This window comes from Microlunatus phosphovorus NM-1 (assembly GCF_000270245.1).
Lineage (GTDB): Bacteria > Actinomycetota > Actinomycetes > Propionibacteriales > Propionibacteriaceae > Microlunatus > Microlunatus phosphovorus.
Genome location: NC_015635.1, coordinates 1 through 22,780, shown reverse-complemented (window position 1 = coordinate 22,780; position 22,780 = coordinate 1). Strand labels below are relative to the sequence as shown.

Genomic DNA, 22,780 nt, shown 5'->3' with positions numbered 1-22,780 from the left:
TGGCCTCTCGGATAGCTCTCAACAAGCTGATGACTCATCCCCGTGGTTGGGGATGAGTCATCAGTTAAGTCGGTCGAGTGCCCAGTCGAGACAGATCAGTCCTCGGCGAGAGTGATCTCCAGACCGCCGAGCATCGTGGCGGCCAGGTTGTAGAGAAACGAACCCAACGTCGCCAAAGCGGTGAAGATGACCACGTCGACACAGGCGATCAGGGCGCTGATGCCCATCACCTTCTGGGTGTTGATGTACTCCTCGATCCGGAACGGCGTCGTGTCACCCGGCGTGGAGACCACACTCGCCACGATCTCGTTGACCGAGTCGAACAGGCCGGAGGTGGCCAGCACGGTCCACACCACGTAAACCGCAACGACGAGCATGATGCCGGCCGCGATGGAGAACAGGAACGAGGTCTTCATCACCGACCAGGGGTCCAGTCGGGACAGCCGCAGCCTGGCCTTACGGGTACGACGGGCGGTGCCCACCTTGGGCTTCGGCACCGGCGGGTGGGGCTCCACCGGCTTCGCACCCGCAGCACCGGCGACACCCACAGCACCCGGCACGGCAGGGAGTACAGCGGTGCTCGGACCTGCGACATCTTCCGACTTCGCGGGGTCACCGGCCTGCTCACCGGGCTTGACCTCCGGCGAAGCGGGCTGCGGAAAACGCGACTCGGGCTTGGCTCCGGTGTCCGCGGCGGTTGACGTCTCGTCCTTGTCCGAAGCAGCCACGCCCGCGGTCGCACCAGCCACACCAGCCGCCGTAGTGGCAGCCGGCCGTGCCCACGGTGAGGTCTGCGGCGGCGTGGCACTCGGCTTGGGGAGCGCGGTCGGCGAAGTGGCAGAAGGAGCACTGGCGGGATCCGACCCACTTGGCTCGGTGCCGCCAGAAGCAGCATCACCGGACGTCGGACCAGTCGGGGTCGTCGGATCAGTCGGGGTCGTGCCGGGAGCACTCGGCGGGGCGACGATGGGGGCGGCTGCCGTCGCCGCGCCAGAGGCACCCGCTCCGGTGACCTCAGCGTCGACCTCCGCAGAATCCTCAGCCGCCGCCTGGTCGGCGGCAGCCTTCTGGGCCGCCACATCCTCTGGCGGCCGTTTCAGACCCAGACGGACCAGCCACGGCAACTTCTTGGCCGGCGCGGCCGGGGGCGCCGCCGCGAGCTGTTCGGTCACCGCCGCTGCGGAGTCGGCATCGGCCGACGGGACCGGCGAAGCCGACGATGCTGAACCTGTGGGAGCAACCACCGGGGTGGCCGACGCCGCCGAACGAGCCGAATAGCCGGACACTGCCGAGTGAGCCGACTGCGAAGACGGCGCCGACTGGCCACTGTAGGCAGACCGGGCGGACTGGGCCGACGCTGCGGAGTACGCCGACGACACCGAGGATGCGGACGGAGCCGACCCTGGAACAGCTCCCGTGGCCAACGGCGAGGCAGAGGCTGCCGAACGCGCCGAGTATGCGGACGACACTGAGGAGCTGGAGGCGGCGGAATAGCCGGTCGGCGCCGACCGGGCCGAATAGCCGGTCGACGCACTCGATGGCCACGCCGGCCGGGGTGCGCTGGACGCACTGCCAGACCCTGAGGCACCGCCAGATCCAGAGGCACCGCCCAGTCGAGAGGCGCTGCTCAGCCCAGCAGCGCTACCGGCGCTGCGGGCACTCGGGGCTGGCCAGGCCGGACGCCGGGCCTCCGCGGCCGGCTTGGCCGGTTCGCCGGCGGGCGCACTCGACGAGGCACCGTTCACCGCCGTCCCATTGGTCGAAGCCTTCTGCTTGGCTTCCTTGCCCCTGCCTGCGTCGCCTTTGCCGGCGTCGTTCTTGCCGGCCTTGCTCTTGGGCTCACTGTCCGGTGTTGCGTCCTTCACCGCACCAGCAGCGCCCGAGCGGTCGTCGGATCCTTTGTTGGCATCTGTCACTGTTCGTCCTCCTCGACACCGTCATCAGTCGCGAAGTCTCCGGTCTCGGCTGCTGCCACCGGATCGTCCTCGACCGACTCCGCTGAGTCGGTGGTGGTGGCCACGTCCTCTGCAGTCGGATCGGCGGCAATCGAGTCAGCCGCCATGGGGTCTTCCGCAGAGTCGCGGTTCGTTACGTCTTCGGTTGTCTCGGTCTCGGCCTCGTCATCCTCGGCCTGCTCCGGGTTTCGCGCGATGACCACGACCGAATCGTCATCACCCACGCCCACGAACTTCACACCCATCGTGTCACGGCCCTTGACCGGAACCTCGGATACCGCGCTGCGGGTGATCTGTCCACTTGCCTTGATGGCGATGACCTCATCATTGTCTGTCACCACCAGTCCCCCGACCAACGAACCACGGTCACTGTTGAGTTTCATCGCCTTGATGCCAAGTCCGCCACGATTCTGCTCGCGATACTCCGAGACATGGGTCCGCTTGGCGAACCCGCCGTCGGTGACGGTGAACACGTACCGGTCGACGTCGTCCTCACGAGCCCGGATGATCGACAGCGACAGCAGCTGATCACCAGTCCGGAACTTCATCCCCGTGACGCCCGACGTCGCCCGACCCATCGGCCGCAACTGCTCGTCATCGGCCGGGAATCGGATCGCCTGACCCTTGGTCGAGATCAGCAGCACCTCGTCCTCGGCCCCACACAGCTCAGCGCCGATCAGCTCATCGTCGTCATCACGGAAGTTGACCGCGATGATGCCGGCCTGACGTGGCGAGTCATAGAGCGGGAGCGAGCTCTTCTTCACCAGTCCCTGTTTGGTCGCCAGCAACAAGTACGGCTGGACCTCGTAGTCGGGAATCGCCAGCACCTGGGCGATCTCCTCATCCGGCAGGAACGACAGCAGCCCGGCAACGTGCGAGCCCTTCGCATCCCGACCGGCCTCAGGTAGCTGCCAGACCTTCGCCCGATAGACCCGACCCTTGTTCGTGAAGAACAGGATCCACTGGTGGTTGGTGGTCGGGAACAGGTGCTCGACCTCGTCGTCGGCTCGTAGGCTCGCACCACGTACGCCCTTGCCACCACGTTTTTGCACCCGGTACGCCTCGGTCAGCGTGCGCTTGGCGTATCCGCCGCGGGTGATGGTGACCACCACCGAGTTGTCCGGGATCAGGTCCTCGTCGGACAGGTCGCCATCGGCGGCGATGATCGTGGTCCGGCGTTCGTCGCCGTACCGGTCGACGATCTCGGCCAGCTCCTCGCTGATGATGGTGCGCTGCCGCTCGGGCTTGGCCAAGATGTCCTGCAGGTCCGCGATCACCCGCTCCAGCTCGGCCAGCTGATCGATGATCCGCTGCCGTTCCAGGGCCGCCAGCCGGCGCAGCTGCATGTCGAGGATCGCGGTGGCCTGCACCTCGTCGATCTCCAGCAGCGCCATCAGTCCGAGCCGCGCCTCCTCGGTGGTCGGGCTGCGCCGGATCAAGGCGATGACCTCGTCCAGCATGTCGAGCGCCTTGACCAGCGCCCGGTAGATGTGGGCTCGGGCCTCGGCCTGGTCCAGCCGATACTGCGTACGCCGCTGGATGACCTCGACCTGATGCGCGACCCAGTATGCGATGAACTGGTCCAGCCGCAGCGTCCGCGGCACGTCGTCGACCAGCGCCAACATGTTGCAGCCGAAGGTGTCCTGCAGCTGGGTGTGCTTGTAGAGGTTGTTCAGCACCACCCGCGGCTGCGCGTCGCGCTTCAGCACGATCACCAGGCGCTGTCCGGTCCGGGCGGAGGTGTCGTCCCGGATGTCGGCGATCCCGGCCAGCTTGCCCTGATTGACCAGCTCGGCGATCTTCAACGCCAGGTTGTCCGGATTGACCAGATGCGGCAGCTCGGTGACGACCAGCAACGTCCGACCGTTGCGGTCCTCCTCGATGTCGACGACGGCCCGCATGATGACCGAGCCGCGTCCGGTCCGGTACGCGTCCTCGATCCCCTTGCGGCCGACGATCAGCGCACCATTGGGGAAGTCCGGCCCCTTGACCCGTTGCAGAGCGGCCTCGAGCAGTTCCTCGGCCGTGGCCTCGGGGTGCTCCAATGACCACTGCACCGCGGCCGAGACCTCCCGCAGGTTGTGAGTCGGGATGTTGGTCGCCATGCCGACCGCGATACCGGTCGAGCCATTCACCAGCAGGTTCGGGAACCGGGACGGCAGCACGACCGGCTCCTGCGCTTTGCCGTCGTAGTTCGGTTTGAAGTCGACGGTGTTCTCGTCGATGTCGCGGACCATCTCCATGGCCAGCGGCGCCATCCGGCACTCCGTGTAGCGCATGGCGGCGGCTTTGTCGTTCCCGGGCGACCCGAAGTTGCCCTGGCCGGCGACCAGCGGATAGCGCATCACCCACGGCTGGGCGAGCCGCACCAGGGAGTCATAGATCGCCCCGTCACCGTGCGGGTGGTACTGGCCCATCACCTCGCCGACAACACGAGCGCACTTGTTCCAGCCCCGGTCCGGCCGATACCCGCCGTCGAACATCCCGTACAGGATCCGCCGGTGCACCGGCTTCAACCCGTCCCGCGCATCCGGCAGCGCCCGCCCCACAATCACGCTCATCGCGTAATCGAGGTACGACTTCTGGATCTCGTCCTGCAGATCCACCGGCTCCCGCCGGTCCGCCGGCGGCTCGGTCACATCAGTCACAGGTCAACTCCACATTCCGTTTCACGTCGAACATCGCGCGAGTTCTTGATCTTGTAGCCACCCATCAGGTCCACCCGCCCGAATCCACGGCCACCCCAACCAGCCCACCCAGCACCTGCGTGGGCGGATGAGCGGCCACCCAGCACTGAAGTCGGACGCTTGCTTGACCACCGACGACCTGAGGTCGGCAGGTGGAGGTTGGGGAGGGGCGTCAGGGTGGGTCGGGCGTTCCGAGCGGAGCTTGCGGAGCGAGGAGGGCGAGACGCCCCTCCCCAACCGGAATCTGCCGACCGACCGCCCCAGAACGACTCAGATGTCAAGGAAGCGCACATCCTTGGCATTGCGCTGGATGAATGCCCGACGCTGCTCCACGTCCTCGCCCATCAAGATCGAGAACATCTCATCCGCCCGCGCAGCATCGTCCAGCGTGACCTGCAGCAGGATCCGCTTGTCGGGGTCCATCGTGGTGTCCCATAGCTGATCCGGGTTCATCTCGCCCAGACCCTTGTAACGCTGGATCGGGTTCTCCTTCGGCAGCCGCTTGCCGGCCTCGGCGCCGACCCGCAACAGCGCGTCCCGCTCGGCATCGGTGTACGCCAACTCGTCCGGCGCGTTGCTCCAGTTGATCTTGAACAGCGGCGGCTGCGCCAGGTAGACATGCCCCGCCTCGATCAGCGGCTTCATGAACCGGAACATCAAGGTCAGCAGCAGCGTACGGATGTGGGCGCCGTCGACGTCGGCGTCGGCCATCATAACGATCTTGTAGTAGCGCAGCTTGGCCAGGTCGAAGTCCTCGTGCACCCCGGTGCCCAGGGCGGAGATGATCGCCTGGACCTCCTGGTTCTGCATGATCTTGTCGATCCGCGCCTTCTCGACGTTGAGGATCTTGCCCCGGATCGGCAGGATCGCCTGGATCCGCGGATCCCGGCCGCCCTTGGCCGAGCCGCCGGCCGAGTCGCCCTCGACGATGAAGACCTCGCACTCGGCAGGATTGGTCGACTGGCAATCGGAGAGCTTGCCCGGCAGCCCGCTGCGACCGAGCAGACCCTTCCGGTCCCGGGCCGCATCGCGCGCCTTGCGGGCAGCGATCCGAGCAATGGCGGCGGCCTGCCCCTTGCGGATGATCAGCTTGCCTTCGGCGGGGTTGCGCTCGAACCAGTCGCCCAGTTCGGCGTTGACCACGGTCTGCACGAAGGACCGCGCCTCGGTGTTGCCGAGCTTGGTCTTGGTCTGGCCCTCGAACTGCGGTTCGGCCAGCTTCACCGAGATGATGGCGGTCAGACCTTCCCGGATGTCGTCACCGGAGAGCTTGTCTTCCGGCTTCTTGATCAGGCCCCAGTACTCGCCCCATCGGTTGGCGGTGTAGGTCAGCGCGGACCGGAAGCCTTCCTCGTGCGTACCGCCCTCGTGGGTGTTGATGGCATTGGCGAAGGTGTGCACCGACTCGGTGAACGAGGTGTTCCACTGCATCGCCACCTCGAGGCTCATGCCCTGCTCGGGACGATCCGCCTCAACCGCGATCACCGTCGGATTGACCGGCTCCCGGGTCTGGTTGAGGTAGTTGACATAGTCGATCAGCCCGTCGGGGTAGCAGAAGGCGTCGGATCGCCCGTGCGGGACGCCGGCCGGGTCGTCCGGGTCGGCCAGATCCTGCCGGTCGGGCCGCTCGTCGACGACCGAGATGGTCAGTCCCTTGTTCAGGAAGGCCATCTCCCGGAATCGGGCGGCGAGCTTCTCGTAGGAGTAGACAGTGGTCTCGAAGATCTCGGGGCTGGCATAGAAGGTGACCGTCGTACCGGTCTCGTCGGTCGCTTCCTTGCGCTCCAAGGGACCATCCGGATCGCCGAGGGAGAAGCTCTGCTCCCACCGGTAGCCGTCCCGCTTCACCGACACGGTGAGATGGGCGGACAGTGCGTTGACCACCGAGACGCCGACGCCGTGCAGACCGCCGGAGACCTTGTAGCCACCACCACCGAATTTGCCACCGGCATGCAGCACGGTCAGCGCCAGCGTGACGGCCGGGATCTTCTCGGTCGGATGCTCCTTGACCGGGATGCCACGGCCGTTGTCGATCACCTGGATGCCGTCATCCGGCAGCAACCGGATCTTGATGGTGTCGCAGTAGCCGGCCAGTGCCTCGTCGACGGAGTTGTCGACCACCTCGTAGACCAGGTGGTGCAGGCCGCGCTCACCGGTCGAGCCGATGTACATGCCGGGGCGCTTACGCACCGCCTCCAGGCCCTCCAGGACCGTGATCGACTCCGAGTCGTACGATGCCGGCCGATCATCATGGCCGTTGGTCGAAGCGGTCGGCACCGGATCACTCGGCGGCCCCTGTGTCTCGGAGGTCGACTGCATCTCGGAGTTCAACGGTGCCTCGGGGGTGGGCTGGTCCTGGTCGGGCACCTCGGGGAGCTCATCGGTCACCGGCTCGGACTCCTGTCACACAGGCGCCGCCCCGAGCCCGACCCGTTCACGGGTCGCAGCCGAGGGCGGCACGACAACACAGGGACGGCTGTGATCTGGTCGGATCCGCAGCCGTCCGGGACAACTCACAGTCTACCGCGCTATATCGTCAGACACCGCATCTGCCAGGGGTCGAAACACACTGGAAGGGCCCTAGGAGCCTCAGAACCGCCCATTGGGCCGTGTGCCGTACCGCGCGGGACCACGGATACGCACCCCAGGGCCGTCAAAAGGCTCAGGGCGACCGCTGAGCCCATGAGCGGTGGTCGGCGCAGGCACGGAAGTTCAGAATCTCGCCCCCACTCGTCCCCGTTCCGATATCGTTTCAGCTCGCGTCGAGATCGTTCCGCCGCCTACCGCGAATCTTCGAAAGTCTGATTGACGTGACCAAGCGACCTACTGGCTCGCCGCCAGTGATCTCTGGCTTCTCCTTCGTACGACACCTCGGCTCAGGCGGATTCGCCGACGTCTTCTTGTACCAGGAGCTCTGGTTCGACCGACTCGTAGCCATCAAGGTGCTCTCCGAGAGGCTCAGCGACGAGGCCGTTCGTCGTTTCATCGACGAAGCGAACGTGTTGGCTCGATTGTCCAATCACCCGTCCATCGTCACGGTGCACCGAGCGGGCATCTCCGACGACGCGCGGCCCTATCTGGTCATGGAGTACTGCTCGCAACCCAACCTCGAGGATCGCTATCGGGTGAGCCCGCTCTCCGAATCGGAGGCGCTGTCCATCGGCATCGAGATCGCCGGCGCGGTCGAGGCCATGCATCGCGCTGGCCTCCTCCATCGTGACATCAAGCCAGCCAACATCTTGACCACCGACTACGGACGACCTGCCCTCGCCGACTTCGGCATCGCCGCGGCCATCGGCACCGACGTGCACGCCATGTCGGTGCCCTGGGCCCCGCCGGAGCTGTTCACCGCCGGCGCCTGCGGAGACCAGCGTGGTGACGTGTACTCCCTCGCCGCCACCCTCTATACCGTGCTCGCCGGACGGACACCGTTGGAGCAAGCGGCAGGTGCCGGCCAAGCGCCCGATCTGGTTGAGCGAATCCGCACTCAGCCCGTGCCGCCCATCGACCGTGCCGATGTCTCCGACGGCATGCAGACCGCCCTGGCCCAGGCCATGGCCAAGAGTCCTGACCACCGCTACCCGAGCGCCGCCGAGTTCGGTCGCGCCCTGCAGCGGGTCCAGATCGCTCTCGGGCCGTCGCAGCCCTACCCCGATGGGCCGGCTCTCCCGCAGATCCCGGACCGCCGGCAGCCGGCCGCCACCCAACTGCCGCCCCGCGTTACCCCGTCACCGGCAACCATCAGCTATCCGACGCCCCCCACGGTCCTGAAATCATCGGTGCCACCTCCCGCATCGATGGCCGCGCCGGTTCCGTCGAGATCTCGTCGGGCACCGACGGCGATCATCGCTGCCGCGGCGGTGATCCTCGCGCTCGCGGTGACGATCGGCGTGGTCCTGCTGCGCCCATGGTCGAACGGCGAGGCTGCGCAACCCGAGCCAGGCGGCGGCGCAGCCACCTCGTCGACCCCGAGCCCGGCGCCAAGCACTGAGGACCGGGAAACGTTGGACCTCCCCGTCGGGCCGGCGATCGGTGCGACGCAGCTCCTGGTTCCTCGCTACAAGAAGCTGACCCCTCCGGGCGAGCTGTGGCTGGTCGACACGGCCGATCCGACGTTGTCCCGGCAGGTCGACGCGGTCTTGCACGGCAGTCCTTTCGGGATCGGGATCTCACCTGACCGACGGACCATCACCTACATCGACGCCGGGCTCGCCGTCCGTGCCATGCCGGCCGCCGGAGGCAACGGACGTCTGCTCTTCGACTCGCCCGCCGGTTGCGGTCGGATCAGTCACAAGGCCTGGTCACCTACCGATCAGTCGGTCTTCGTGCTCGAATGCCAACCCAGCGACGGGCCCCGAGAGCTCGTCGTCGTGGACATCGACGGCACGGTCATCCGCAAGCTCAACACCGGCGATCTCCAACCATCCGACCCCGCCATCTCGCCCGACGGCAAGACCATCGCGTTCTGCGGGACCCTCTCCGACACCAGCGAGGAGGGCGGCGCCATCTATGTCATGCCGCTCGACGGGTCATCTGATCCTCGAGCCGTCACCGAAAGCCCCGAGGAAGCCGATAGCGACGCGCAATGGTCCCCCGATGGGGAGTCACTGGCATTCCGACGACGAGTCGGACCGCCCCGCGGGGAGAAGTTCAACGCCGACAGCAGACTCTCCGATCACGACATCATGACCGTCGCTGCTCGCGGCGGCACGCCCAAGACCTTGGTGAGTGGTGCAGCGACCGACAACATGCCGTCGTGGTCCCCCGACGGACGCACCATCGCGTTCATCTCCAACCGCGATGCCAACGGAGATCGAACCGAGAGCAAGGACATCTGGCTGGTTCCTGCCGACGGAGGAGAGCCGGCGCCGCTCGGTCTGACCGCCCCCCGCTACGCGACCCCGGCCTGGACCACTCGCTGAGCCAAGGTGAGCCACATCGCAGTCACCAGTCGGGCCAGGCCTCATCGTCCTCACTTCTGGGGTCCTCACTTCTGGGCCGGAGGATCGTAGGGTTAGCGGGTGTTCGTCGATCATCTGCAGCTGGCCGACTTCCGGTCGTACCTGCAGGTCGACGTGCCGCTCGGAGCCGGGGTGACGACGTTCGTCGGCGCGAACGGCCAGGGGAAGACGAATCTGGTCGAGGCGGTGGAATACCTGTCGACGCTGTCGTCTCACCGGGTGTCCTCGGAGGTCCCACTGGTCCGGTTCGGCGCCGAGCGGGCGATCGTTCGGGCCCGCGTCCAGGCTGGGCTGGACGACCACCGTCAGGTGCAACTGGAAGTGGAGATCACGCCGGGAAAGGCGAATCGGGCCAGACTGAACCGATCACCGTTGCGACGGGCCCGCGAGCTGGTCGGTGTGCTCCGCACGGTGGTCTTCTCTCCGGAGGATCTGGCGATCGTCAAGGGAGATCCTTCCGAGCGGCGCCGATTCCTCGATGAGCTGGTCGTCGCCCGCTGGCCGCGGTTCGCCGGCGTACGCGCCGACTACGACCGGGTGCTCCGGCAGCGCAGCACGCTGTTGAAGTCCCTCAGTGGCCGGTCCCGCGGTAAGCCGCCGCCGTCTGAGGCGGCCTCCACCCTGGACGTTTGGGACACTCATCTGGCCGCGGCCGGCGGTGAGCTGCTGGCGGCCCGCCTGCGGACCTTGGCCGAGTTGGCACCACACGTACGAACCGCGTACGCCGACATCGCACCGACCAATTCCGACGTGTCCGCGACGTACAAGTCGGGCCTGGAGCTGAGCCCGGAGCTGACCCGCGATGAGCTGACCGAGGTGATGACCCTCGGGCTCAAGGAACGACGCCCCGACGAGATCCAGCGCGGACTCTGTCTGGTCGGCCCACACCGCGATGACGTCATGTTGATGATGGGACCGATGCCGGCGAAGGGGTACGCCAGCCACGGCGAGTCGTGGTCGCTGGCCCTGGCTCTCCGGCTCGGGTCGTTCCAGCTGCTGCGTGCCGACGCCGTCGAGCCGGTGCTGGTGCTCGATGACGTGTTCGCCGAGCTGGACAGCGTCCGACGGGAGCGACTCGCGGGCAGTGTGCTGAGCGCCGAGCAGGTCCTGGTGACGGCCGCCGTCGGTGCTGACGTACCGGCTGAGCTGGCCGGTCACCGATATCGGGTCGCCGCTGGTGACGTGACCGCCGATGAGTGACCCCACCCCGATTCAGCCGTCGGACCCACGCTCCGATGCAGATCCGCTCGGGTTTGTCGGCTCTGCTCGGTCTACAGATGGAGCGAAGCCGACCAACCCGAGCGACTCCGTGCAGAAGGGTGCACCGGACCAGAGCCCGCACGATCCCACCGGGCTGGAGCTGGCCCGCTCGATCGCCAACTCGGTCGGCGCCCAGCAGCGTCGACGACGCAAGCATCCGAAACACTCGGCACCGGTCGACCAGGTCCGCTCCGGCGCCGCACCCGACGACCGGGATCCGAAGCTGCTCAGTGCGGCGCTGGACCGGCTGGTCGAAGCCAAGGGCTGGAGCACCGATCTGAGCGTCCGCGCGCTGCTGGCCCGCTGGCCGGTGCTGGTCGGTCCGACGAACGCCGCACACTCCTGGCCCGAGTCGTACGCCGACACGGTGCTCACGGTGCGTGCGGAGTCGACCGTCTGGGCCACCTCGCTGCGCACCATGGCTCCCCAGCTGGTGGCCAAGCTCAACGAGCAGCTCGGCGATGGCACAGTGACGCGGGTGAAGGTGCTCGGTCCGCAGGGCCCCTCGTGGAAGAAGGGTCCGCTCTCGATCCGAGACGGTCGCGGGCCACGCGACACCTATGGCTGACCGGTGTCCGGATTAGGCTGCCTCGGGTGATCTGGGCCGACCTCCGCATCCTGGTGCTCGACACCGGTCGGGTGTGGTGGCGCCTGCTGCCTCAGCTGTTGACGGTCTATCTGCTCGGTTGGCTCGGCACCGAGCTCGCTCAGCGGCTGGCGATCACGGCAGGTGAGTGGAACTCGTGGGCCGGCCTGGCCATCTTCTCCTTCAGCTTCCTGGCACAGCTGGTGGCCATCGTCGTGATGCTGCAGTTGGTCGGCCAAGACCTCGGGGTCAGGCAGCTGATCCCCGATGCCGAGCTGGTCTCCGATGACCGGGACAGCAGTCTGACCAGGCTCGTCTCGCTCACTCTGCTGCCCTTTCTCGGCATCTACGCGGTCTTCGGCGACGTCTCCGAGCGGGCCGCTCAACTGGCGTACGAACAGCTCTTCCGCAGCGGGGTGGTCACCGACCAACCATCCATCCTCGGCACCCTCAACCAGGCGGCCGTCGAGCACCCGTGGTGGTTTCTGGCCGGTCTGGTGACGATCTATCTGCTCCGGCGCGGCTTGGATGCATGGCACGAACGCTCCGGGATCCGGGCCCTCGGCCTGACCGTCGCGCTGGTCGAGACCTTCTTCATGCTCGTCGTCATCATGGGCGGGGTGCGGATCTGGCAGCAAGCCAAGCTGTGGCTGGCGGACCGGGCCTTCATGGCCTGGTTGGACAGCTGGTGGCAGCACCTGCTGGATGCCTTGTCGGTCATCTCCATCCACTTGCCGGTGATCGTGACTCGAATGGTGGGCTTCCTCGCCGACGAGGTCTGGCCGTTGTTGTGGGAGGCGCTGGTCCAACCGGTCGTCTGGCTCGCGGTCGCGGCGCTGGTGTTCGGTACTCAGGTGCTGTCGCTGGCCGAGCTCTGGCGCAAGGGACAGCCGTACCTGGCGAAGGTGCCCGGCTCGACGGTGTTCGCCAGCCATGCCGAGCGTCGCCGAGCCAAGGGCAAGCTGCCGCCGCCGGCCGGAGTCGGTCGGGCGGCCACGGAACTGAAGGAGGCCTTTCTCGGCGACATCGACGACAAGTATCTGCCGACCTTCCACTCCCTGCGCCTGGTGCTGCGCGCCGGGGTGGTGTTCCTGGGTGCCTACGTGGCGGTCTACTCCGCGCTCGTGATGGCGGACAGCGGTCTGGAGATGCTGACCAACCGTCTCTTCGCCGGCCAGCCGATCGCCTTCTGGTACGCCTACGGCACCTCTTTCGACTTGATCCCGGACATCCTGCTGGAACCCTTGCGGATCTGTCTGCTCGCCGTCGCGTTCCGTCGTTGCTTGGAATTGTTCTGGGCACGCTCGCACCACGTCGACGTCGAGACGACTCCGGAAGACCAAGAGGCGACGTGAGCACCCGGGAACGTACGCGTCGAGTGACCCGGGTCTCCCGCGCCCGGGTGATGGGTGTCGTGGCGGCCTTGGCCTGTCTGGCATTCAGTGCCATCGGAATCGGAGTCAACGAGCCACCGAGCTTCGAGTACGTCACAGGGACCCGCAACGAACCTGTCTCGATCGACCAGGCCGAGGTGACCGCCGGCGAGGTCCAGGTCGGCACCCGTCTGGTCCGCAACGACCAGGTGGCAGCAGAGACCAGCGGCATGTTCGTACAGGTCGACGTCATGCTCGCCGTGCCGGGTCGTCAGGCGGTCAGGCTCGGCAACTCCTACCTGGTCACCCAAGCACGGACCTATGACAACTGGTCAGGTACGGCTTTGGATGCCGAGCCGGGCTTTCGCCAGCGTCAAGCGCTGGTGTTCGAGGTCGATCCTGCCCAGATCGACGATCTGACTCTGGAGATCTGGTCAGGCAGCATCGTGAGCACGTATCACCAGCGGGCCAGGATCCATCTGGGTATCACGGCCGACAATGCGGACCAGTGGCGGCAGGCGGCACGTGGGCGCGATCTGGACGTCGAGTCTTCTCCAGCCGCCGAGGCACTGCCATGAGCCCGGTCGACCAACGCCGCCGTGCCTGGCTCCGGGCCTGCTGTGTGATTCTCGCCGTGCTGACCTACCTCAACGTGTGGAGCACCGTCGCGATCCAAGGCCTGACCGACTACGGACGCTATACCCAGCTCGATCCGGGGGAGCCGGCCCGGGCGATGGGTGCGGAGTTCCGGCTGGTGAGCCTGGTCCAGACCACGCAGCTGGTCGACTCGATCACGGATCAGGTCGAGCCGCCGGCCGACAACGCGGTCTGGGTGATCGCCAGAGTCGACGTCGTGCGCCAGGATCCGAACGAGTCGTTGTACTGCAACTTCCAGCTGCTCGGGCCGAATCGGCGAACCTGGAAGGAGAGCAGCACCTATGTCTCACGCACGCTCGAGCCACGCTGCACGATGGCCTCGATGGAGGTAGGACGCGGCTATCCGCTGGAGATCACCTTCGAGGTCCCGGAGCGGTACGTCGGTGAGCTCGCCGGGGTGGTGGTCGAGGACTCCGCCGTTCACGGCGCTCGACAGGTGCTCGTCCCGCCCGGCTGAGGAATCCCTCGAGTCAGATCAGCTGACGTCGTCGGGCAGCTGTTGCAGCGGCATCGCCGGATAGACCGAGACATGGTTGGTCCGGGCCCAGTCGAGCTCACCGGTCTGCAGCAGACTCCGATCACGCAATTCCAGCTCCCACACCGCGAGGTCGATGCTGCTCGGCATCGGGAGGTCGCCGGAGAACTGAAAGGTCAGTCGATAGGGGATCGGCCCGAGACCCGGGGTGAAGAAGGCACCCCCGGAGGCGCCCTGTTCGACAGATCGGAAGCCTTGCATGGTGGGCTGCAAGACAGTCCCCGAACCCGGGTCCCGGGCAGTCGTGAACCAGTTCAGCGAGCTGGGCGCGATGGCCTGGTCACCGGTGGTTCGCCCGCTGCCGTGCACGACGACCTCCCAGACCAGCCGCTTCTCGGAGAAATGCCGGGTCTTCTGGACGGTCGCCCGGTCGAAGGTCAACTCGTACGGACCGGTGGAGATGGTCGTCCCCGGGGTCACCTCGGTCCGTACGTCGGTCCGCGGCTCGAACCCGCCGGCCACCCAGACGAGACCGATCACCAACGCGATCGCAGCACCGATGGAGCCGAACCACCACCAGGTACGCGCCCGCCGAGCTTCCGGGTAGGTCGGGCGCTCGGGCTCGGTGGTGGGCGCCACAGTCACCTGAGTCAGTGTAGGAGGGCGAGAGATCGCGGGGTCGCACCTGTCGGAAGCGGACTCGTGCAGCCGGTGACGATGAATGGCTCCGGGATCTTCAGCCGGGTATCAGTCCTTACTGGCGCTTCGTCGGACCAGCAGGAAGCCCAGACCGAGGTAGGCGACCGCCAGCAATCCCAGGATCCCGAGGTCCATCAGATAGTGCTCGGTGCCGGCGAGAGAGATCCAGTCCTCGGTATCGCGGTCATGCTGACCGCGGACCAAGCCCAGGGTCGACGCGGAGGCAGCGTAGGCCCAGCGGGACGGAGAGAGCCACGCGACCTGTTCGAGGACCTGGCGGCCGGCGATCTCGAAGAGCGCGCCGGACAGCACCAACTGCAGCATGACGACCCCCACCAGCGCTGGCATGGTCTGCTCGGTGCTGGTCACCACAGCTGACAAGACGAGCCCCACGACAGCCATCGTGAAGGCGAGCGCACCGATGGCCAGGGCCACTCGAAGGACTCCGTCGGTGCTGTCCGGCCCTGGAAGCCCGGCCGTGGCGATGAAGGTGACGACCAGACCTTGGAGGAACGCCGCCGTGCCCAAGACCAGCACCTTGCTTGCGAAGTACGCCGAAGTGGAGAGCCCGACCGCATACTCACGTTTGAAGATCGGTCGCTCGCCGATGAGCTCACGAATCGCGATGGCCGTTCCCATCAGGCACGCCGCGACAATCAGCACGATCAGCCGCTGGTTTGCCTCACCCGCATAGAAGATCAGATCGATGATGCCGCCGTCCGGTCGCCGACAGCCGTCCGGGACCCGTTCAGTGCCCGTTGGACAGCTGCTGGTCCCGTCCAGCGAGAGGCCGTTCTCACCCGGGACGAGACGGCTCAAACCGCCCAGGATGAGCGGCAACAACACCAGCATGCCGAGCAGCAGTCGGTCGGCCTTCACCACAGCGATGTTGCGTGACATCAGCGTCGCGAACTGCCGAGCAAGCGATCGACCAGGAGGGCTAGGGACCCCGCCGTGGTGATTGACCACCGGCGCAGCAGCCTGCCCGGCAGACGGGGAGCGGGCAGGGATGCGCTGCCAGAGGTCAGGCTTGTCGAGCAGATCGAAGACCTCGGGATAGCTGCTGCAGCTGAAGTAGGACAAGACACCGTCGGGCGGACCGAAGTACGCGATTCTGCCGCCGGGCGCGAGCACCATGATGTTGTCGCAGAGGTCGAGCGCCAGCACGGAATGGGTGACCACCACGATGACCCGACCGTCGTCGGCCAGAGACCGTAGCTGCCTCATCACTTCGAGATCCAAGCCCGGGTCCAGGCCGGATGTCGGCTCGTCCAGGAACAGCAGCGGCGGAGCGGTGAGGAGCTCGGTGGCGATCGACACCCGTTTCCGCTGCCCTCCTGAGAGCTGGGTGCCGATCCTGTTGTCCAGGCGGGCCGTCAACTGGAGTTGATCGGCGACAGTCTTGACGCGGGCAGTCCGCTCCGCAGCGGTGGTGTCGGGCGGCAACCGAAGTTTGGCGGCATAGTCGAGGGCCTGTTGGACCTTGAGCTGAGGGTGCTGGATGTCCTGCTGTGGCACGAGACCGATCTGAAACCGCAGCTGCTCGTAGTGCTCATAGAGGTCGTGTCCATGCCAGATGACCCGGCCTTGCGTTGCCGGTCGTAGGCCGGTCAGTGCGCCCAACATCGTCGATTTGCCGGCACCGGATGGTCCGATCACCGCCGTCAGACTGGACGGGCGGAGCTGAAAACTCGCATCCTGCAGCAGTTTTCGGCCGTCCGGCAGCACGGTGGTGATGCCATCGGCATACAACGTGCACTCATGGGTGGTGGCCGAGGCGAGGAGCTGCTGGCCATCCCATCGAAATGTCTGGTTGCCGAGAATCACCTCGACACCCATGGTCAGCTCGGCGCTGACCGGCACTCGGCGGCCATCGACAAAGGTGCCGTTGAAACTGCCCAGGTCGTGCAGGATCGCCGGACGCTGAAGACCTGACGGGTCGAGCCGCGCATGATGGCGGCTCACCAGCGGATCGTCCAGGACGATGTCATTGTCGGGGTCACGGCCAATGCTCAGACTGCGCCCCGCCTGTAGGTGCTCGGCCCGAGCGACGGTCTGCCCATGCGCCAACTGACCCGGCGGCACGATCGGGAGCCTGGTGGCCTCGGGCAAGGCAGTCAGGCTGGCAACCGACACCGACTCGCCCTCAGGTGTGCCGAGACGAAGCGTCACCGGACGGCCAGTCACCAGGAGACGGTCGATCCGCCGGCCCTCGACGAACGTCCCATTGCTGCTCGAGTCCACGACGGTCCAACGGCCTCCTTCTCGATGAAGGATGGCGTGACGCCGTGAAGCCTCGCCGTCAGTGACCCGGATGTCGCAATCGGGCTCACGCCCGATGAGCACTCGATCACCGTCGAATGTGCGAGTCCCCCCGGACCATCGCACCTGAAGTCGATCCACAACGGCCGACCCTATCCACGGCACGACCCACTTTCCGGCGAAACGAGAAACTGAGGGGCGTCAGGCTGGGTCGGCCATTTCGCGCGGAGCTTGCGGAGCGAGGAGGGCGGAACGCCCTCCCACCAACCACCAGGCCAGGCGGACTAGGCTCCAGCAAGTGGGTCGATCTGCGCAGTGAGGGGAGTCGGGGTGGGGAGGCTGTCAGGGTGGGTCGGGCGTTTCCGAGCGGAGCTTTGGGGCGGAACGCCCTCCCAAACAACCCACCAGGCCAGGCGGACTAGCGAACTGCAGGTGTGGGGTGGGGAGGGCGTCAGGGTGGGTCGGGCGTTCCCGAGCGGAGCTTGCGGAGCGAGGGAGGGCGAGACGCCCTCCCCACCCCACACATCGGACAAACAAACCAAAACTAGTCCGCCTTAGCCGCCCCCGCTTCGAGCGAGTGACCCGCCGGCAGCTCCGAGTGCCCGCCGAACTGCTTGCGCATGGCCGACAGCACCTGGTTGGCGAAACGGTCCTCATCGCGCGAGGCGAACCGCTCGAACAACGATGCCGCCAGCACCGGGGCCGGCACACCGACGTCGACGGCCGCTTTGACGGTCCAGCGACCCTCACCGGAGTCCGACACCCGGCCGGCGAGTCCGTCGAGCTTCGGATTCTCCTGCAGCGCAGCGGCCGTCAGGTCCAGCAACCACGAGGAGATGACCGAACCACGACGCCACAGCTCGGAGACCTTGGCCGTGTCGATGTCGAACTGGTAGTACTCCGGCTCCTCCAGCGGGGCGATCTCCGCGGAGTGCGCCGCCTCACGGATGCCCGCATCGGCATTGTGGAGGATGTTCAGGCCCTCGGCGAAGGCTGCCATGATCCCGTACTCGATGCCGTTGTGGACCATCTTCACGAAGTGTCCGGCACCCGACGGCCCGCAGTGCAGGTAGCCCTGCTCCTCGGGAGCCAGCTCGCCCTCGCGACCGGGGGTCCGCTCGATCTCACCGACACCCGGCGCAATCGTCTTGAGGATCGGATCCAGTCGCTCGACGGCCTCGTCCGGACCACCGACCATCAGGCAGTAGCCGCGCTCGAGGCCGAACACACCGCCGCTGGTGCCGATGTCGACATAGTTGATGCCCTGCTCAGCGAGCTTGCGAGCCCGCCGGACGTCGTCACGGTAGTTGGAGTTGCCACCGTCGATGATGGTGTCGCCCGGCTCCAGCAGCTCGGCGAACTGGTCGACGATCTTCCCGGTCAGGCTCGCCGGGATCATCACCCAGACGGCTCGCGGCCCGCTGAGCTTGGCGACGAAGTCCTCCGGGCTGTTCGCTCCGATGGCTCCTTCGGACGCCAACTCGGCTACCGAATCAGCGCTGACGTCATATACCACGCATTCGTGCCCGTCGCGCATGAGGCGCCGCACGATGTTGGCCCCCATTCGACCAAGCCCGACCATTCCCAATTGCATGCAAGAGCCCCTTTCGGCGGATGTCGTCCCGCACGCTAGCAGCGACTCACCCGCGGAATGTAGCCGGGGTCACAACAGCATTGGCTTTGGGAGTCAGCTCGGCAGCCGCATCAACATGATCACGTGCCGATAATCGGTGATCGGATCGCCATCGATCTCGGCGAGGCCGGTCAGCTGGCACGGCTTGTTGGGTGCGGTGAACGCCACGTTCACGTACGGGGTGTCGAACGCACCCAGGGCATCGAGCAGGTACGTCGGATTGAAGCCCGCCGCGGTCACCGCCAGGTCGCCACCGGACTGTTGCTCGACCACGGCCTCGAGCGCCTCCGAGGCCTGTGCCTGGTCCCCGGTCGCTGCCTCCAGCGTGACCACACCTTCGCCGATCAGCATCCGCAGCGAGGTGTTCCGCTCGGCGACCAACGACACACGGCGCGCGGCCGCGATCGTGTCGGCGGTGTTGAGCCGGATCGTCATCACCGGCTGGGTGTTCATGATGTGCCGGACCTTGGGAAACTCCCCGTCCAGCAACCGGGTGGTGGTCTGCCGATCGCCTCCGCCGCCGTGACCCTCGAAACCGATGATGCCGTCACCGGCACCCGACGAGGCGAGGCTCAAAATGATCTGCTCACCGGCCGCCATCGACCGCGCGGTGTCGGAGAGCACCTTGGCCGGGACCAGTGCGACAGCGGAGGTCTGCGGGGTCGCCGGGTTCCAGGTGAACTCGCGCAACGCCATCCGGTAGCGGTCCGTGGCCAGCAGCGAGACGGTCTCCCCCTCGATCTCCACCCGTACGCCGGTGAACACGGGGAGCAACTCGTCACGACCGGCGGCGACGACGACCTGCCCCACGGCATGGGCGAAGAGGTCGCTCGGCACGGTCCCGGTCGCCTCGGGCAACGCCGGCAAGGTCGGATAGTCGGCTACCGGCAGTGTCTGCAGAGTGAATCGCGCGCTGCCGCAGACCAGCTCCACATGCGTGCCGTCGGCGGTGAGGTCGACGGGCTTGGCCGGCAGACTCCGGCAGATGTCAGCGAGCAGCCGCCCAGAGACCAGGGCCTCCCCCTCGTCGGCGACGTCGGCCTGCACAGTGATCTTGGCACTGGTCTCGTAGTCGAAGCTGGACAGCACCACACCGGTGGCATCGGCTCGGACCAGCAGGCCGGCGAGAATGGGAACGCTGGGACGGGTTGGCAGGCTGCGGGCGGCCCACTGCACCGCCTCGGCCAACGTGTCTCGCTCGAGTCGGATCCTCACTGTGCCTCCTGCCGATGTCAGGCTGCCCATCCGAGGCAACCCGCGCACACGACTCCCGGGCATGCCCCGGGGCGTTGGACGACGATCATACGGTGCTGCGCCAGCGGCGCCCACGCACTGCTCGTCGCGGCCGAGCTGAGCCGCGCTCAGTCTCCTACGGTCGTTCCGATGGCCCCAGCACTCGCAACTCCTCGGCGGCCGCGAGGACAGCCTCCTGTAGGGGCAGCAGGTGTTCCTTGCCGGGTGGCGGGTCGCTGTTGAACAACGGCCTGACTTCGAAGACGAGATCGAGGACCGCGTCCCAGGTGACCTCGCTGCGGCGTACGAGCATCGCCTCACCGGCCAGTCGGGCGTACTCGTTCACCCGGATGCGCCATCCCGGATTGTCGAGTGAGTCGCATTCGCGCATCTCGGTGGTGAGCTGATCGAGCGCCTGCTCCAGCCGCAGCAGTTGCTGCTTGCGTAACTCCTGGTCGAGTTGGATCACGACGTCCGCCGAGTCACTCTCGTCGTCGGCGTGGCCACGCCCGAACAGTCTGCTCAAGAAGCCCACGGCACCTCTCCTTTGCTGTTGCCTGTCTTAGGTCGATCGGTCTCGACGATTGGTCGGGGTGACCAGACCGCCGAGCCGCACACAGACCTGACTTCTAGTCATCAAATGACATGTAACTCATAGTCGTCGTCGTAGGTGCTGTGGAAGGTGTGGACAACAAGGTGTCCGCGCCGGTCAGCCCACGTTCGGCGATGTGGCCGACGTTGTGTCCATCGCAAAACTACACGGGGAGGATTTGCGGACAGGTCGCCGGCCGTGTCCGAGTCTCCACGTCGTACGCCCAGTTCTGGCGCCGACATCCACGAGTTATCCCCAGGAGGCATGGTTTTCCACAGACTTACCCCCAGGTGTGGGGTCGCTGTAACACAATCGCGATCTTCGAGTCACTGTCTGCCGCAGACAGGCCGTGGTTCGGGCCAGGATGGTGCTGTGGACAACTCAGTGGATGAGTTCGACCCGTTGGAACTGTTGGCAGACCTGCAGCGGGAGTTCGCCGCGACCATCGGCGACGTCGATCCCGCTGCGCCGGTGCCGTGGTGCGGCGAGTGGCGGGTCGTCGACCTGGTCGAACACCTCGCCGGTGTCCATCACTGGGCGGCGGCTCAGACTCGGCAACCATTTCGTGCCGTGAGTTGCGTGGCATCGGCCGCGATCGTGCTCGGATTGGAGCGACACGCCGAGTGCAGCCGCCGGTTGGGGAGAGTCTGACGCGCTCACGGAGCCAGTCCGGCCAAGGGGAGGCTGCTCAGCGCTGGGAGGCCTGCTGCTTGATCCGGTTGGTCAGCTCGGTGACCTGGTTGTAGAGCGAGCGGCGCTCCGACATCTGGTTCTTGATCTTGCGTTCGGCATGCATCACCGTCGTGTGGTCCCGGCCGCCGAATTGCTGGCCGATCTTCGGCAGTGACAGGTCGGTCAGCTCGCGACACAGATACATGGCGATCTGCCGGGCGGTGACCAGCACATGCGTACGGCTCTGCCCGCACAGATCGTCGATGGTGAGGTCGAAGTAGGCCGCGGTCTGGGCCATGATCATCCCCGAGGTGATCTGCGCCTCCCCACCCTCGGGGATGAGGTCCTTCAGCACGACCTCGGCCAACGCCAGATCGACCTGCTGCCGGTTGAGGCTGGCGAAGGCCGTGACGCGGATCAGGGCTCCCTCCAGCTCGCGGATATTGGTCTGGATCCGGCTGGCGATGAACTCCAGGACGTCCGGTCCGGCCACCAGCCGCTCCTGAGCCGCCTTCTTCCGCAGAATGGCGATCCGGGTCTCCAGGTCCGGCGGCTGCACATCGGTGATCAGTCCCCAGCCGAATCGGCTCCGCAGCCGCGGTTCCAGGTTCTCCAGGTTCTTCGGCGGCCGATCGGAGGTCATCACGATCTGCTTCTGCGCGTTGTGCAGAGTGTTGAAGGTGTGGAAGAACTCTTCCTGAGTCTGCTCCTTGCCCTCCAGGAACTGGATGTCGTCGATCAGCAGCACATCGACGTCACGGTACCGGCGGCGGAACTCGGCGCCCTTGTTCTGGCTGATCGAGTTGATGAAGTCGTTGGTCAGCTCTTCGGTGGACACATACCGAACGCGGACCCGTTCGAAGTAGTCGCGGGCGTAGCGGCCGATGGCGTGCAGCAGATGGGTCTTGCCGAGCCCGGACTCGCCGTAGATGGTGAGCGGGTTGTAGGACTTCCCCGGGTTCTCTGCGACCGCGACCGCTGCTGCGTGGGCGAACCGGTTGGAGGAGCCGATGACGAAGGTCTCGAAGGTGTACTTCGGATTGAGCTTGGCGTCGATCTCCTTGCGAGGCCGGGACGCGCCATCGAACTCCGAGCTCGAGAGGGGTGACGGCATTCCTGTCGCACTCTGGTACGGCGGAGCCCCCGGGTGCTGGCCCACGCCAGGATGGGGCGCGTAGGAGTCGTCGAAGGACAGCGCCGTCGAGTTCGTGAGGGCGGCGCGCGGTGCGCTCGGGGTCAGATAGTCGGCTGGCGGCCTGGCTTGCTCGGTCCCGGTGGGTGGCAGGGCCCTGCCGGCCGCAGCAACGCCGAGGGAACCATCGAGACGAGCATTGGTGCCATCAGGATCGGGCCGGGGCACCTCGGGAGTGATGGTGGCGTCGACGATCACCGCAAGCTGGACCGAGCGCTGAAAGTAGTTGCTGAGCTGGGCCTCGATGTCGGGCCGGAACCGTCCCTCGAGCTGATTGCGGGTGAAGTTGTTGGGCACCGCGACCATCAGGGCGTCTTGATGCATGGCCACCGGCTTGGAGTTGTCCAGCCAGCGTCGCAACTCCGGTGGAGAGGTCGCGTGGACGTGCTCCCAAGCGAGCTTGGTATCGCTGCCGCTCACGTCAGTCACTGCCTCGTTCTCCACAGGTTCTGTCTTGGCGGTCGGTCGCGGCGTCGGCGGATCGGGCTTGCCTGCCGCCTTGATCAGCGGAAGTACCGCGGGGGCCGAGTTCGGGAAGGACAT

Annotated in this window: 16 protein-coding genes; 7 read left to right on the top strand and 9 right to left on the bottom strand. The window is 66.5% G+C overall.

Annotated elements, in window-relative coordinates; all coding sequences use genetic code 11:
- Window positions 1-95 precede the first annotated feature (95 nt).
- The 3 genes from MLP_RS25855 to gyrB form a co-directional block, all read right to left on the bottom strand.
- Window positions 96-1,916, bottom strand: coding sequence for a DUF3566 domain-containing protein (locus MLP_RS25855; protein WP_049804406.1), 1,821 nt, complete (start codon window positions 1,914-1,916; stop codon window positions 96-98).
- Window positions 1,913-4,603, bottom strand: a complete 2,691-nt coding sequence (gyrA, locus tag MLP_RS00075; RefSeq protein WP_013860918.1) for a DNA gyrase subunit A — start codon at window positions 4,601-4,603, stop codon at window positions 1,913-1,915. The genes MLP_RS25855 and gyrA overlap by 4 nt, the downstream gene beginning before the upstream one ends.
- Before the next feature lie 309 nt (window positions 4,604-4,912).
- A complete protein-coding gene (gyrB, locus tag MLP_RS00070; RefSeq protein WP_083843970.1) occupies window positions 4,913-6,961 on the bottom strand; it encodes a DNA topoisomerase (ATP-hydrolyzing) subunit B in 2,049 nt (682 codons plus the stop codon).
- A gap of 491 nt (window positions 6,962-7,452) precedes the next feature.
- Between gyrB and MLP_RS25850 the strand changes: the two genes are divergently transcribed.
- The 6 genes from MLP_RS25850 to MLP_RS00040 all read left to right on the top strand — a co-directional run bounded on the left by MLP_RS25850 (window position 7,453) and on the right by MLP_RS00040 (window position 13,936).
- Window positions 7,453-9,564 (top strand): protein kinase domain-containing protein, encoded by a 2,112-nt coding sequence (locus MLP_RS25850; RefSeq protein ID WP_013860915.1) that lies wholly within the window; start codon window positions 7,453-7,455, stop codon window positions 9,562-9,564.
- A gap of 99 nt (window positions 9,565-9,663) precedes the next feature.
- Window positions 9,664-10,803 carry a DNA replication/repair protein RecF gene (gene recF, locus MLP_RS00060; protein ID WP_013860914.1) on the top strand — a complete coding sequence of 380 codons (1,140 nt, stop codon included), beginning with the start codon at window positions 9,664-9,666 and terminating at the stop codon, window positions 10,801-10,803.
- Entirely contained in the window at window positions 10,796-11,431 is a 636-nt protein-coding gene (locus MLP_RS00055; protein WP_083843641.1) for a DUF721 domain-containing protein, read from the top strand. Before recF ends, MLP_RS00055 begins: the two co-directional genes overlap by 8 nt.
- Window positions 11,432-11,457: 26 nt before the next feature.
- Window positions 11,458-12,804, top strand: coding sequence for a hypothetical protein (locus tag MLP_RS00050; RefSeq protein WP_013860912.1), 1,347 nt, complete (start codon window positions 11,458-11,460; stop codon window positions 12,802-12,804).
- Window positions 12,801-13,400, top strand: coding sequence for a hypothetical protein (locus tag MLP_RS00045; protein ID WP_156820973.1), 600 nt, complete (start codon window positions 12,801-12,803; stop codon window positions 13,398-13,400). The genes MLP_RS00050 and MLP_RS00045 overlap by 4 nt, the downstream gene beginning before the upstream one ends.
- Complete coding sequence (locus MLP_RS00040) at window positions 13,397-13,936, top strand: hypothetical protein (RefSeq protein ID WP_013860910.1); 540 nt, start codon at window positions 13,397-13,399, stop codon at window positions 13,934-13,936. Before MLP_RS00045 ends, MLP_RS00040 begins: the two co-directional genes overlap by 4 nt.
- Window positions 13,937-13,954: 18 nt before the next feature.
- On the opposite strand, the gene MLP_RS00035 is transcribed toward MLP_RS00040, so the two are convergent.
- The 5 genes from MLP_RS00035 to MLP_RS00015 all read right to left on the bottom strand — a co-directional run bounded on the left by MLP_RS00035 (window position 13,955) and on the right by MLP_RS00015 (window position 20,316).
- Window positions 13,955-14,599 (bottom strand): hypothetical protein, encoded by a 645-nt coding sequence (locus MLP_RS00035; RefSeq protein WP_013860909.1) that lies wholly within the window; start codon window positions 14,597-14,599, stop codon window positions 13,955-13,957.
- Window positions 14,600-14,701: 102 nt separating this feature from the next.
- A complete protein-coding gene (locus tag MLP_RS00030) occupies window positions 14,702-17,041 on the bottom strand; it encodes an FHA domain-containing protein (RefSeq protein WP_269453375.1) in 2,340 nt (779 codons plus the stop codon).
- Window positions 17,042-17,459: 418 nt separating this feature from the next.
- A complete protein-coding gene (gene gnd / locus MLP_RS00025) occupies window positions 17,460-18,497 on the bottom strand; it encodes a phosphogluconate dehydrogenase (NAD(+)-dependent, decarboxylating) (RefSeq protein WP_331442791.1) in 1,038 nt (345 codons plus the stop codon).
- Between the two features lie 105 nt (window positions 18,498-18,602).
- Complete coding sequence (gene dnaN, locus MLP_RS00020) at window positions 18,603-19,763, bottom strand: DNA polymerase III subunit beta (protein WP_013860906.1); 1,161 nt, start codon at window positions 19,761-19,763, stop codon at window positions 18,603-18,605.
- Between the two features lie 154 nt (window positions 19,764-19,917).
- Window positions 19,918-20,316, bottom strand: a complete 399-nt coding sequence (locus tag MLP_RS00015; RefSeq protein WP_013860905.1) for a hypothetical protein — start codon at window positions 20,314-20,316, stop codon at window positions 19,918-19,920.
- 429 nt (window positions 20,317-20,745) lie between these two features.
- Here MLP_RS00015 and MLP_RS00010 point away from each other — a divergent pair, with 429 nt between their 5' ends.
- On the top strand, window positions 20,746-21,024 hold the full coding sequence (locus MLP_RS00010; RefSeq protein ID WP_041789539.1) for a maleylpyruvate isomerase N-terminal domain-containing protein: 279 nt from the start codon (window positions 20,746-20,748) through the stop codon (window positions 21,022-21,024).
- Between the two features lie 37 nt (window positions 21,025-21,061).
- Here the strand turns inward: MLP_RS00010 and dnaA are convergent, their stop codons facing one another.
- Window positions 21,062-22,597 carry a chromosomal replication initiator protein DnaA gene (gene dnaA / locus MLP_RS00005; protein ID WP_407939021.1) on the bottom strand — a complete coding sequence of 512 codons (1,536 nt, stop codon included), beginning with the start codon at window positions 22,595-22,597 and terminating at the stop codon, window positions 21,062-21,064.
- Window positions 22,598-22,780 lie beyond the last annotated feature (183 nt).

Coding starts and splice junctions, on each gene's coding strand:
- MLP_RS00040 (WP_013860910.1), top strand. CDS start 13,397: ATGAGCCCGGTCGACCAACGCCGCCGTGCCTGGCTCCGGGCCTGCTGT.
- gnd (WP_331442791.1), bottom strand. CDS start 18,497: ATGGTCGGGCTTGGTCGAATGGGGGCCAACATCGTGCGGCGCCTCATG.
- gyrB (WP_083843970.1), bottom strand. CDS start 6,961: ATGCAGTCGACCTCCGAGACACAGGGGCCGCCGAGTGATCCGGTGCCG.
- MLP_RS00055 (WP_083843641.1), top strand. CDS start 10,796: ATGAGTGACCCCACCCCGATTCAGCCGTCGGACCCACGCTCCGATGCA.